Origin of the sequence: Metabacillus mesotrionivorans, assembly GCF_052171315.1 — a bacterium.
In the GTDB taxonomy this organism is placed as follows: Bacteria; Bacillota; Bacilli; order Bacillales; family Bacillaceae; genus Bacillus_P.
The window spans coordinates 356,772-369,068 of record NZ_JBQMFF010000003.1 but is presented as its reverse complement, the minus strand read 5'-3'; the positions used below and the strand labels follow the sequence as shown (position 1 = coordinate 369,068).

The window sequence follows — 12,297 nt, the reverse complement described above, 5'->3', positions numbered from 1 at the left end:
ATTTGCCTTGCGTTTTTTATCGTTCAGCATACAGCAGAGGAGAATGCAAAAATGAACAAAAACATCATGACAGCAGCCGCCTTTTTTCTTCTGGCTGCAGTCTTCAGCTTACGGTTTTTATACAGCAGCCCCTATGCAGCAACATGGGATCAAGTTGACTTTGCCCTTGCACTTGAAAGATATGATCTACTTGCCATGCAGCCGCACTTTCCCGGCTATCCTTTTTTTATCTTCGGAGGCATGATTGTAAACAGCTGGATAGAAAATCCTTCACAGGCATTGTCTGTCTTTAACGGAATGATGACACTTGCTGCGAGCCTTCCGGTTTATCTGCTTGCAAGGCACTATACCGGACGTCTTCCATCACTTCTGGTTGTGGCGGCCTTGCAGACGAACACGTACCTCTCTATCCTTTCAGCTCAGCCGATGTCAGAAGGAGCGGCAATCGGGGTGCTGTGGTGGTACCTGTGGGCTGTTCACCGTGCTTATCATAAAACCAATCTGACGGCGCAGCTCCTGCCGCTTCTGTTTTTCAGTCTGTTAATGGGGATCAGGCTTTCATATGCTCCCTTCGGTCTTGCCATTCTGCTTCTTTGGATTAATCAGTACCGAAAAGGGAAACGTTTTAGAGAGCTTGCAGGCCTTGCTGCAGCGGCCATCCTGTTTCAGGGAGTGTGGCTTGCTGCGCTTATTCTGAGTGAAGGAAGCATAAGCGGTTTTCTAAAGCTTTCAATGGGATTTGTTGCGGGTCACTTCACTTCTTGGGGAGGAGCTGTTACGGAGTCAGGGGAACCGCTCATGTCCAGACTTTACCGGCTGACGTTTCACAATGTTGTGTTTACGGGCATGTTTGCCGGATCGCTTCTCCTGCTTGCTGCGGGTGCGGCAGCTGGGGGCTTGCTGGTGCTCAGATTCCGAAAGGCTGCATTCAGGGAGTACTGGTCGAGTAACAAGCTGTTGCTTGTCCTTGCCGGCGGCTATTTTATCTGGAATCTTTTTGCGCAAAATATTGATAAACCGAGACACTCGTTTCCAATCGCCATGCTGCTGCTTTTCAGCTTCTTTTTAACGGCTGCCGCCAGATCTGCAAAAGCTCAGTATGTCCTTATTCTGTTTGCCGGCCTTCAGTTAGCGGTAAGTGTTCCCATTCTTAAGGAACAGGCCGAAAAAAAACCCGCCGTCTATCAGATGGCGGAATACCTTGGGCAGCAGAAACAGCCGCTGATTGTATATACGTGGGAGGAAACCCGGGTGCTGGAGTATCTTTCCGTTCCCTATGACCATAAACGCTTTTATACGTATCCATACTTCAAAAAAGACATCTCCTACCAGAAAGACAAGAAGATCTATCTGACCGGCGAGCTTGTCGAAGGATTTAAGGAACAGGGAGTGGACTTATATCCCCGGCTTGAAAAAGTAAAAGAGTTTCACTCGAACGTTCTTTTTGATCCTGTTTACGGGGAGATTGATCTTTATAGATTGAAGGAATGACTGTTTGGGTGACTGCAGCTGATGAGGTTTGCTTACCCTGGCAAATCGAATAACGGTTTGGGAGGGTAAGAAAAGTAGGTTTGCGTACCCAGGCAGATTGACTAACGGTTTGGGAGGGTAAGAAACGCAGGTTTGCGTACCCTCTCAGATCGAATAACGGTTTGCGAGGGTAAGAAAAGTAGGTTTGCGTACCCTGCCAGAACGAATAACGGTTTGGGAGGGTAAGAAAAATTGATTTACGCGCTATCTCCACTCTAAAATCCCTTTCAAATCATCGTAAATACTATGCGGCTTTAGCCCAAGCTCTTCAGCGGGCATGCCTCCCCGGTTGATCCACGCTGTCTGGAATCCAAAATTGCGGGCACCGGAAATATCCCATCCATTTGATGACATGAAAAGCACGTTTTCCCGCTCCACCCCCAGTTCTTTTAAGACAAGGGTGTAGGAAGCGGGGGAAGGTTTGAATTGCTTCACATGATCCACACTGATAATGGCGTCAAAAAGAGGCGCGAGTCCTGACCGTTCAATGAGGGGATCCAGTATATCATGGGACCCGTTAGAGAAAACAGCAAGCTTTTTACCGGATAAGCTCTGCAGAACCTTTTCCGTTTCAGGGTAGCATTCCAGCTTTTTATATTCATCTATAAGAAGCTCTTCATTTTCCGGTGTATTCTCCAGATGCAGTGAACGAAGGGTGTATGCCAGCGCGTTTCTTGTGACGGTTAAAAACGTTTCATAGTTGCCCATGATCTGGCGAAGAAAAGAATATTCCAGCTGCTTTTGCCGCCATATCCCGCTGATCTCTTCTCCTCTTCCATCATAAAGTTCATCTGCTTTTTTCTTTACGGAATGCACATCAAAAAGTGTGCCGTATACGTCAAATACGAAAGCCTTTATTTCTTTATTCATTTGGCGCCTCCTCCTGTTACTGAGCCATACCCGTTTTTTTACTACACAAACAGGCAGAAAATATGGCGAAAGCTTGAACAATGGTCAAATTTGTCCTGGATGGAACGTACTCAAAGTTGCACTGTGCTTCTGTTTTCATGTAAATTGATGGATAACACGTTAGGAAAAGGTGATCGTTTGAAACCAACTGCAGCAAAGTTTATCGGCATTTTGTCCGTGCTGGCAACCGCTTTATGGATATTTGGACTTGGATGGACCATTCAGCATTATTTTTTCAGCGGGCCGGCTGCAATGCAATCTCCCGGTCAGAGTGAAAAGGAAGAAGTAAGCGCTTCGGGCGACGGGGAGTATCAGATTGTCGCGCTTGGAGATTCTCTAACGCGGGGAACCGGGGATCAGTCCGGTAAAGGATACATCGGCTACATGATGGATGAGCTCGGAGAAAAGACAGACAGAGAGATTAACCTGTCTAATCTGGCTGTAAAAGGACAAGTCTCAAACGATGTCATAGGTCAGCTCCAAAAGCCTGAAATTAAGAGGCAGCTCCGCTCAGCAGATACGATTGTCATGACGATTGGCGGAAATGATTTGTTCCAGGGAGGACAGGCTTTGGAAAATCTGAATGCTTCCTCAAATGAAGCTGCAAGAGAAGCCTATGTTAAGAACCTGGATGCCATTTTCAGCGAAATTCGCAAAATAAACAAGGATGCGGTGCTTTATTATGTCGGCCTCTACAACCCGTTTAATGATCTTGAAGATGCAAAAACAACGTCCGCTGTTGTCAGACAGTGGAATTTTGAATCCGCAGAGACGGCAGCGAAATACCCAAATGTCATCATGGTTCCGACGTTCGATTTATTTGAGCAGAACGTGAATGATTATCTTTACAGCGATAAATTTCATCCTAACTCAGAAGGCTATAAGCTGATCGGAGAGAGGCTTTCATCATTGATTGTGTTCAGCGGGGAGGAGAAGCAGGATGAGCAGTAGGCAGACAACGCTCGCAGTGACAGATCTTAAAAAGAAAATCGGGCGGAAAGAAATCATTAAAGGCATATCGTTTCAGCTACAAAAAGGAGAAGTATTCGGCTTTCTCGGACCAAACGGAGCAGGAAAGACCACGACAATCCGGATGCTTGTAGGACTCATTAAGGCAACGTCAGGAAAGATTACAATCTGCGGTCATGACTTAAAGACGGATTTTTCAAAAGCCATCAGTCACATCGGGTGCATTGTGGAAAACCCTGAACTTTACCCTTACCTGACAGGCCGGGAAAACCTTCAGTATTTCTGGCGCATGGTTCCGGGGCTTCCAAAGGAACGGATACAGGAAGTGGTGGACCTTGTCGGACTCCAGAACAGAATTGACGACCGCGTAAGCACGTATTCCCTTGGAATGCGCCAGCGGCTCGGCATTGCCCAGGCTCTTCTTGGCAAACCGGATGTACTCATCCTCGATGAGCCGACAAACGGCCTTGATCCTGTAGGTATCCGTGAAATGCGGGAATTCATCCGGTTCCTGGCAGAAAAAGAAGGACTGAGTGTCCTGGTATCCTCTCATTTGCTCAGCGAAATTCAGCTGATGTGCGACAGGGTGGCTATTATATCAAAAGGCTCTGTTTTAAAAGTAGACACAGTGGAGCACCTCCTATCAGAAAAAGAGAGAGTCATCTGGAAGCTTGATCCTCCAGAAAAAGGGAAAGAAGTGCTGGCAGCGGAAACAGCCATCCTGTCAGACTTCGATCAGCAGGTCGTCACATATCATGAAGAAGAACACATCCCGGACTGGAACGGGAAGCTCGTTTCAGCCGGTGTTAAAGTGAAAGAAATCCAGGTTAAGCTTCCAACCCTTGAAGACCTGTTCATTGAACTGACTGAAGGTGAAACCATTGATTAATCTTGTCTACAACGAAATGATTAAAATTATCCGCAAAAAGCGGCTCTTTATTATCGCAGGAATTCTTGCCGTCCTGGTTGGCCTTTTCACCTATGCACAAATGAAAGAAGCGAAACAGCTTCAAGAAGAACTTGGGACCACAGACTGGCGCACTCAGCTGCAGCAGGAAATTATCAATGCCCAGAACAGGCTGAGCTCAAGCGGTATTTCAGCTGAATGGAAAAAGTATCTGCAGATCCGCATGGAACAGCAGCAATATTACCTGGACAATGACATCAATCCAAGTGCGCCGGGAGCACCGACGTTCATGAGGATGTTTGCCGAAAATTCCATCGATCTCCTGCTTCCGCTCATGGTCATGGTCATTGCAGCTGACCTTGTCTCATCCGAAGCGAACAGGGGCACAATCAAACTGCTGCTGACACGGCCTGTGAAAAGGTGGAAGATCCTTCTAAGTAAATACATTACCCTGCTTTTGTCCGTATCCTTTATTGTTCTCTCGCTTGGAGTACTATCTTACTTGATATCGGGAGTCGTCTTCGGATATGGAGGTTGGACAATGCCGGTGCTGACCGGTTTTACGGTGACCGGGGAAGAGCTGAACACGGAAAATGTCCAGCTCATTGACCAGTGGCAGTATATCCTGATGGAGCTTGGCCTCGTATGGTTCGTCGCAGTCGTCATCGGGACGCTTACCTTTACCCTGTCCGTGCTCATGAAGAGTACGGCATCCGTCATGGGCGTCATGCTCGCCGCCCTGATCGCGGGGGCGATTCTTGCCAATATGGTTTCCTCCTGGGAATCGGCTAAATACTTGTTCATGGTCAACTTGAGGCTCACAGATTATGTAGCCGGCATGGCTCCGCCAATCAGCGGGATGTCGCTCGGATTTTCCATGAGTGTCCTCGGCGTATGGGCCCTATGCGGCCTCATTGTATCGTTTTTTGTCTTTTCGAGAAGAGATATTTATTAAAAGAAACAGCCGCAGGGGATGCGGCTGTTTTTTTATATTGGTGAAACGGTGAGGAGTGTACGAACCTGATAATTAAAATAGAAATGCAAAAGCTAATTACACCTTGCACAAAACGGCATGTTTTGAAATAATATATATGAGCATATATTCATATATAAGGAGAATGGAGGGATACGATGGGACATTCGCACAGCCATGGTCATGATGGTCATCACCACCACCACCATACGAACAATAAAAAAGCACTGCTTTTGGCGTTTGTGCTTATTGCTCTCTTTATGATTGCGGAAGTGATAGGAGGGCTTTTGACAAACAGTCTGGCCCTGCTCTCTGATGCAGGTCATATGCTGAGTGATGCGGCCGCGCTTGGCTTGAGTTTTCTGGCGATCGTATTCGGGGCAAAGGGTGCTTCTTCTTCCAAGACATTCGGGTACAAACGGTTTGAAATCCTTGCTGCGTTTATTAACGGCCTGACGCTGATTGTCATTTCCATTTTTATTTTCGTGGAAGCCTATCAGCGGTTTGTGAATCCTCCGGAAGTTGTCAGCTCGGGTATGCTGATCATTTCAAGCATCGGCCTTTTGGTTAATATTGCAGCTGCGTTCATTCTGATGAAGGGTGATAAGGATGATAATCTCAATGTCAGAAGTGCTTTTCTGCATGTGATCGGGGATATGCTTGGTTCTGTCGGGGCCATTATCGCCGCCTTGCTGATCATGTTTTTCGGCTGGGGAGCAGCGGACCCGATTGCAAGTATCGTTGTGGCCATTTTAATCATCATCAGCGGATTTCGGGTCACAAAAGATTCTTTTCATATTTTGATGGAGGGTGTTCCGGGCAACTTGAATCTTGAAGAAATCAAAGATGCTCTGCTGAACATGGACCGTGTGCTCGGGGTGCACGATCTGCATGTCTGGTCCATTACATCCGATTTTCCAGCACTGAGCTGTCATCTTGAAGTGGAGGAAGGGATGGAACATCAGGCCGTCCTGAGGGAAGCAAACAAACTGCTTCATGACCAATTTGGTCTTCACCATACAACCATTCAGGTGGACTGGAAAGGATCGGGCTGCTGCGGGGATGAGCACTGTAATTAAAAGCCAATTAAAAGAAAGCCCCGAATCCCGGGGCTTTTCTGCTGTCTTTTTAATGCTGAGCATGCTCGATCATCTGTTTAAGAAGCCCGATAACATGTTCGTCATCGTGTGAATAAAATAAGGTGGTGCCTTCTCTCCGGAATTTGACCAGGCGCAGGTTTTTTAAAAATCTGAGCTGGTGGGAAACGGTTGACTGCAGGAGAGATAAGGTTTCGGCTATTTCATTGACCGAGCGTTCTCCCTGTGTCAGGAGATTTAAGATGCGGAGTCTGGTAGGATCGGACAATGCTTTGAATGTCTGCGATGCGATAAACAGTGTTTCTTCATCCAAGTCCTGATAGGATCCTTGTTTTTCATTAGACATTGATATTCTCCTTCTCCGGGCGATTGTTTCTTTATTATAGGGAAAATGTTCCGTTTTTACAAACATTCAAATAATTGTTTGACTGTTCATATTTTCATGCATATACTTTATTCAAACGATGATTTGAATGAAGGGTGTGATGAAGTGAAAATGCAGGATGTTTGCGAGGTCGCCTGTGTTCACTCTGATAAAGTTGAGCGGGCAAAAAGAAAAGCTGAGCAGCGGGATACCGGCAGTGCTGTGAGAATCTATAAAGCGCTTGCCGACGAAACGAGGCTTAAAATTGTCTCTGCTCTCTTAGACGAGGGCGAGCTTTGCGTCTGTGATGCAGCGGCAATCACCGGCACAACAACAGCAACCGCTTCTCACCATTTAAGACTTTTGAAAAACTCGGGTCTTGCGAGGTTCCGGAAAGACGGAAAACTGGTTTATTATTCACTGGAGGATGAATATGTGAAGCAGCTGGTTCAGCTGGCTTTCTTTCATCAAGAGGAGATGAACATACATGGAAGCTGAACAATCAGCCGAGAAAAATGTATACCGGGTACAAGGATTTACATGTGCCGGCTGCGCCGGGAAATTTGAGCGGAACGTAAAGGAACTTGACGGAGTGACGGATGCGAAAGTGAACTTTGGTGCCGCCAAGCTGACCGTGATAGGAAAAGCCAGTATAAAAGAAATTGAGAAAGCCGGTGCGTTTGAACACCTGAAAATACTTCCTGAAAAAGGGGCTGTGGAAACGCCGGCAGAACCTTTTATCAAAAAGCATGCGGCATTGCTCGCATCAATAGGTTTCATTGTTTTCGGATACTATTCTCTTTTTGCATATGGCGAAGAAAGCCTGCCGTCTATTCTGGCGTTTCTGGCTGCAATAATCATCGGGGGATATTCGCTTTTCCTCACGGGATTTAAAAATCTGATGCGTTTCGAATTCGATATGAGAACATTGATGACAATCGCAGTTATTGGCGCTGCGATCATTGGAGAGTGGAGTGAAGGGGCAGTCGTTGTAATCCTCTTTGCTATCAGCGAAGCGCTTGAATCCTATTCCATGGACAGAGCGCGCCGGTCGATTCGTTCTTTAATGGAAATTGCTCCGAAAACAGCCCTTATCAGACGAAATGGCCTGGAATCGCTGATTGGGGTGGATGACATTGAAGTCGGGGATATAATGATTGTTAAACCGGGACAAAAAATCGCGATGGACGGAAGGGTGGTAAAAGGATTTTCTTCTGTTAACCAGGCTCCGATTACCGGTGAATCAATGCCTGCAGAAAAAAGCCCCGGTGCAGATGTGTTTGCCGGAACGCTGAACGAAGAAGGATTTCTCGAAGTTGAGGTCACGAAGCTTGCAGAAGATACAGCTATATCGAAAATCATCCACCTGGTGGAAGAGGCTCAGGCTGAGCGTGCCCCTTCACAGGCTTTTGTTGATAAGTTTGCGAAATATTATACGCCTGCCATTATGGCTGTCGCGTTGCTGGTTGCTGTTCTTCCGCCATTATTTCTGAGCGGTGCATGGGAAACGTGGATTTATCAGGGGCTTGCTGTTTTAGTGGTAGGATGCCCGTGCGCACTCGTCATTTCTACACCCGTATCCATTGTAACGGCCATCGGCAATGCGGCCCGGAACGGAGTGCTGATAAAAGGCGGCATTTACCTTGAAGAGCTTGGCAGCATTAAGGCTGTGGCTTTTGATAAAACAGGAACCTTAACTAAAGGAACACCGGCTGTTACGGATTTTGAAGTTCTTGCAGGAGGCCGTTCTGAAGATGAATTTTTCACAAAGGTTGCCGCTCTTGAAAACAAATCACAGCATCCGCTTGCATCAGCTGTCTTAAAGAAGGCCAGAGATTTGAATCTTTCGTTTGAATCTCCAGTGGTCGAAGACTTTATGTCTGTCACTGGAAAAGGACTGAAAGGGAAAGTTGACGGCGAGTGGGTTTATGTGGGTAATCAGTCTTTATTTGAGGAATCCGCTAAGCTGGATTTTGAATGGACCGAAAGAATGCAGTCCCTGCAGAGAGAAGGAAAAACCGTTATGCTTGCGGGTACAGATAAAGGGCCGCTTGCTCTTTTAGCTGCAGCAGATGAGGTGCGGGACAGCAGCATAAGGGTGATCGATCAGCTGAAGGGGCTTGGGATCAGCAAGACCGTGATGCTGACGGGAGACCATGCAGCAACTGCTGAAGCGGTGGGCAGACAGCTCGGCGTTTCGGATATAAAAGCGGACCTTCTTCCGGAAGATAAATTAACAGCCGTTAAAGATGTGCAGCAGACCTATGGCAAGACCGCTATGGTGGGTGACGGAGTAAACGATGCTCCTGCTCTTGCAGCAGCTTCAGTAGGAATAGCCATGGGCGGAGCCGGAACCGATACGGCGCTTGAAACAGCGGACGTAGCGCTGATGGGAGATGACTTGAAGAAGCTGCCGTTTGCCATTGACTTAAGCCGCAGAACCCTTGTCATCATCAAGCAGAACATCGCGTTTGCACTCGGACTAAAGCTTCTCGCGCTGCTCCTTGTCATTCCCGGCTGGCTGACCCTCTGGATCGCCATTTTCGCAGACATGGGGGCAACCCTGCTTGTGACAGCCAACGGATTGCGTCTATTAAGAGTAAAAGAAAAAAGAGACAGCTAGATTGGGAGAACACGGACCTTGCGGGGTTCGTGTTTTTTTTTGAATGGAATAAGTGCTATCCAAGCCTCTTATGACCTTTCAGACAATTCCGCCGCAGCTGAAGGTAACAATCCAAGCCCCTTCAGACCCTTCAGCCCCTTCAGACCTTTCTGTAGCAGCTGAAGGTAACAATCCATGTCACTTATGACCACTCAGGCTTTTCTGCTGCAGCTAAAGGGAACAATCCCAATCTCTAATCATACTCAATCAAACTCTCTTCCATCCATCTGCTAAACAGCACATTTTCCAACGCAAAACACTCCGGCTTCCCAAGAGCCGGAGTGCTTCAGTCTTCCTCTCTTACTTCCTTAAGCAGGTGCATCTCCCGGCCAAAACGGAGCCAGGATCTCCTTCAGCACCCCTGCGCTTTGCCGGAACTTGCTCTGTTCGTCTGCGCTTAAGTCAAGCTCTACGATTTCCCTGATGCCGTCGCGGTTAATAACGGCGGGCACACCGATGTAAACATCAGATTCGCCGTATTGTCCGTCGAGACGCGCAGAAACGGTGAGCACGCAATTTTCGTTATGAAAGATGGCTCTTGTGATGCGGACAAGGCCCATGGCAATGCCGTAATACGTGGCGCCTTTTCTCTCAATAATCTGATAGGCTGCGTCGCGCACATTTTTAAAAATCTCATCCAGGTCTTCTTTTTTATAGGTGCTGTTGCGTTCAATCATTTTCATAACAGGTATGCCTCCGACGTCCGCAGTGCTGTAGACAGGCAGCTCGCTGTCGCCGTGTTCGCCGATGATGTAGGCGTGAACGTTGTTCGGCGCAATTTTAAAGTAATCTCCAAGCAGGTAGCGGAAACGGGATGTGTCCAGAATGGTTCCTGAACCAATCACCTTCTCCTGTGGCAGTCCGCTGTATTTCCATGTGGCATACGTGAGAATATCGACGGGATTTGTTGCAACGAGAAAAATGCCGTCAAACCCTGATTGCATGACACTCTCCGTAATTTCTTTGAAAATCTTCAAGTTTTTTGAAACAAGGTCAAGGCGTGTTTCGCCTTTCTTCTGGTTGGCGCCTGCACAAATAACAACAAGGTCTGCGTGTTTGCAATCTTCATAGTTTCCGAGTCTGATGGCAGTCGGATTCGGAGCAAAGACTTTTCCGTGATTCAGATCCATGACATCTCCAAGGGCTTTTTCGGCATTCGCGTCAATCAGAATCAGTTCATCTGCAATTCCCTGATTCATAAGAGCAAACGCATAACTTGATCCTACAAATCCAGTTCCTACAAGCACTACACGGTTTATTTTTTCCTGTGCCACAGTGCAACACCCTCCCGTTATTATGTGAAAAACTTCACAATATAATTTTACCTTAAAAAGGGAAAAATGTCCATGATAAAAGCGTAGCCGACCGTTTAGCCCGCCTTTTTAGGGGATTTTGTTCTGACGGAAGGGTTGGGAGGCGGAGCTGGACAATTCCTGTTATAAAAATATAGGCAAATTCATCGATGTTAGGATTTGTGACATAATTTACAGAAAACTGGTTGACAACAATTAATATTCAGATAGAATAAAGAATAATAGTTTTATGTTATGTTTTATAACATCTAATGTAAGGTAAAAATCATCAGGGAGGACATTCAATTGGATTCGGTATATTTATTAAACAGTTTATGGGTGGTGCTGGGTGCCATTCTTGTCATACTTATGCAGGGAGGATTTATTCTGCTTGAAGCGGGCTCGACCAGAATGAAAAATGCAGGACATATTGCAGGGAAAACAATTTTTACGTTTGGTCTTGCATCGCTTATCTTCTGGGCGGTTGGATTCGGCTTTATTTTCGGTGACAATTCCAATTTCTTTGTTGGACTGTCTCATTTTTTCTACTCAGGATATGAGCTTGAGGGAATGAATTTATCGTCATCTGTTTTCTTTCTTTTTCAGCTTGCATTCGCAGGAATTGCGATTACCATTGCTCTTGGCGGATTTGCTGAGCGCGCGAAACTCTCGGTTTATCTTGTGTTCACTGTGCTGTTTTCGGCGCTGGTGTATCCTGTAGTCGCTCACTGGATTTGGGGAGGCGGATGGCTTGCAGAGCACGGCAAGCAGGACTTTGCCGGTTCCACCGTTGTTCATTTAACAGGTGCTATGGCTGCTTTAGCTGCTACAATTCTGTTAAAGCCCCGCATCGGAAAATTTAATCAGGATGGCTCTGCCAACAATATTTTCGGCCACAACCAGGTCTTTACGGCTCTTGGTGTGCTCGTGCTGTGGATTGGCTGGTTCGGCTTTAATGCTGCAAGTACGCTTGGAGTGGAAGATGGCTTTTTCGGCTATGTGGCTCTTAATACGAATCTTGCGGCTGCTGCAGGCGCGGTTGCAGCTCTCCTTGTTTCATGGGCTGTTCTTGGGAAATCAGATGTTCCGACGATGCTGAACGGGGCACTTGCCGGGCTTGTCGCGATTACCGCTTCATGTGCATTTGTTGAAACGTGGGCAGCTGTTCTAATCGGATTTGTTGCCGGAATTCTAGTTTTTTATAGTGTGAGATTTTTTGAAAAGAAAAAAATAGACGATCCGATCTTTGCCTTATCTGTTCATGGTGCGGCAGGGGTTTGGGGAACCATTTCAACCGGATTCTTTGCAGCACCGGAACTTGCAACTGTCGGAAAGCCGGGACTTTTCTACGGAGGAGGCTTTGAACAGCTGGGCGTTCAGATTATGGGTGTCGGGGTGTCAGGTGCTTATGCCTTCATCGTTTCATTCGTTATTCTTTTCGCAGCGAAAAAGCTGATGGGCGGCCTGCGTGTGACAGAGGAAGAAGAAATTATGGGTCTTGATATGAGTGAGCATGGAAGTTACGGCTATCCTGAAGTATTCTTATCAAAAGAGGATAAGATCAGCTCGTAATGGAGCGAAAGGGACGTGCGGT

At 46.8% G+C, this 12,297-nt stretch carries 11 protein-coding genes; 8 read left to right on the top strand and 3 right to left on the bottom strand.

The window, feature by feature from the left end; genetic code table 11:
* The first annotated feature begins 51 nt into the window (after positions 1–51).
* Complete coding sequence (locus tag ACTSEZ_RS11755; RefSeq protein WP_369734392.1) at positions 52–1,491, top strand: hypothetical protein; 1,440 nt, start codon at positions 52–54, stop codon at positions 1,489–1,491.
* 243 nt (positions 1,492–1,734) lie between these two features.
* Here the strand turns inward: ACTSEZ_RS11755 and ACTSEZ_RS11750 are convergent, their stop codons facing one another.
* Positions 1,735–2,400, bottom strand: coding sequence for a haloacid dehalogenase type II (locus tag ACTSEZ_RS11750; RefSeq protein ID WP_369734391.1), 666 nt, complete (start codon positions 2,398–2,400; stop codon positions 1,735–1,737).
* A 177-nt stretch (positions 2,401–2,577) separates the two neighbouring features.
* Here ACTSEZ_RS11750 and ACTSEZ_RS11745 point away from each other — a divergent pair, with 177 nt between their 5' ends.
* The 4 genes from ACTSEZ_RS11745 to ACTSEZ_RS11730 all read left to right on the top strand — a co-directional run bounded on the left by ACTSEZ_RS11745 (position 2,578) and on the right by ACTSEZ_RS11730 (position 6,367).
* Positions 2,578–3,390 carry an SGNH/GDSL hydrolase family protein gene (locus ACTSEZ_RS11745; protein WP_369734390.1) on the top strand — a complete coding sequence of 271 codons (813 nt, stop codon included), beginning with the start codon at positions 2,578–2,580 and terminating at the stop codon, positions 3,388–3,390.
* Positions 3,380–4,297 (top strand): ABC transporter ATP-binding protein, encoded by a 918-nt coding sequence (locus tag ACTSEZ_RS11740; protein WP_369734389.1) that lies wholly within the window; start codon positions 3,380–3,382, stop codon positions 4,295–4,297. The genes ACTSEZ_RS11745 and ACTSEZ_RS11740 overlap by 11 nt, the downstream gene beginning before the upstream one ends.
* Positions 4,290–5,270, top strand: a complete 981-nt coding sequence (locus tag ACTSEZ_RS11735) for an ABC transporter permease (protein WP_369734388.1) — start codon at positions 4,290–4,292, stop codon at positions 5,268–5,270. The genes ACTSEZ_RS11740 and ACTSEZ_RS11735 overlap by 8 nt, the downstream gene beginning before the upstream one ends.
* Positions 5,271–5,446: 176 nt before the next feature.
* Positions 5,447–6,367 carry a cation diffusion facilitator family transporter gene (locus ACTSEZ_RS11730; RefSeq protein WP_369734387.1) on the top strand — a complete coding sequence of 307 codons (921 nt, stop codon included), beginning with the start codon at positions 5,447–5,449 and terminating at the stop codon, positions 6,365–6,367.
* A gap of 49 nt (positions 6,368–6,416) precedes the next feature.
* On the opposite strand, the gene ACTSEZ_RS11725 is transcribed toward ACTSEZ_RS11730, so the two are convergent.
* Positions 6,417–6,731, bottom strand: a complete 315-nt coding sequence (locus tag ACTSEZ_RS11725) for an ArsR/SmtB family transcription factor (RefSeq protein WP_369734386.1) — start codon at positions 6,729–6,731, stop codon at positions 6,417–6,419.
* A gap of 144 nt (positions 6,732–6,875) precedes the next feature.
* Between ACTSEZ_RS11725 and ACTSEZ_RS11720 the strand changes: the two genes are divergently transcribed.
* Entirely contained in the window at positions 6,876–7,247 is a 372-nt protein-coding gene (locus ACTSEZ_RS11720; protein WP_369734385.1) for an ArsR/SmtB family transcription factor, read from the top strand.
* Positions 7,237–9,372 (top strand): heavy metal translocating P-type ATPase, encoded by a 2,136-nt coding sequence (locus tag ACTSEZ_RS11715; protein ID WP_369734384.1) that lies wholly within the window; start codon positions 7,237–7,239, stop codon positions 9,370–9,372. Before ACTSEZ_RS11720 ends, ACTSEZ_RS11715 begins: the two co-directional genes overlap by 11 nt.
* A gap of 347 nt (positions 9,373–9,719) precedes the next feature.
* Here the strand turns inward: ACTSEZ_RS11715 and ACTSEZ_RS11710 are convergent, their stop codons facing one another.
* Entirely contained in the window at positions 9,720–10,685 is a 966-nt protein-coding gene (locus tag ACTSEZ_RS11710) for an L-lactate dehydrogenase (protein ID WP_369734383.1), read from the bottom strand.
* A gap of 324 nt (positions 10,686–11,009) precedes the next feature.
* On the opposite strand from ACTSEZ_RS11710, the gene ACTSEZ_RS11705 reads away from it, so the two are divergent.
* Complete coding sequence (locus tag ACTSEZ_RS11705; protein WP_369734382.1) at positions 11,010–12,275, top strand: ammonium transporter; 1,266 nt, start codon at positions 11,010–11,012, stop codon at positions 12,273–12,275.
* The last annotated feature ends 22 nt before the right edge of the window (positions 12,276–12,297 follow it).

Excerpts from the sequence above, each read along its gene's own strand:
- ACTSEZ_RS11755 (WP_369734392.1), top strand. The coding sequence starts at position 52 with ATGAACAAAAACATCATGACAGCAGCCGCCTTTTTTCTTCTGGCTGCA.
- ACTSEZ_RS11750 (WP_369734391.1), bottom strand. The coding sequence starts at position 2,400 with ATGAATAAAGAAATAAAGGCTTTCGTATTTGACGTATACGGCACACTT.
- ACTSEZ_RS11740 (WP_369734389.1), top strand. The coding sequence starts at position 3,380 with ATGAGCAGTAGGCAGACAACGCTCGCAGTGACAGATCTTAAAAAGAAA.
- ACTSEZ_RS11730 (WP_369734387.1), top strand. The coding sequence starts at position 5,447 with ATGGGACATTCGCACAGCCATGGTCATGATGGTCATCACCACCACCAC.
- ACTSEZ_RS11725 (WP_369734386.1), bottom strand. The coding sequence starts at position 6,731 with ATGTCTAATGAAAAACAAGGATCCTATCAGGACTTGGATGAAGAAACA.
- ACTSEZ_RS11715 (WP_369734384.1), top strand. The coding sequence starts at position 7,237 with ATGGAAGCTGAACAATCAGCCGAGAAAAATGTATACCGGGTACAAGGA.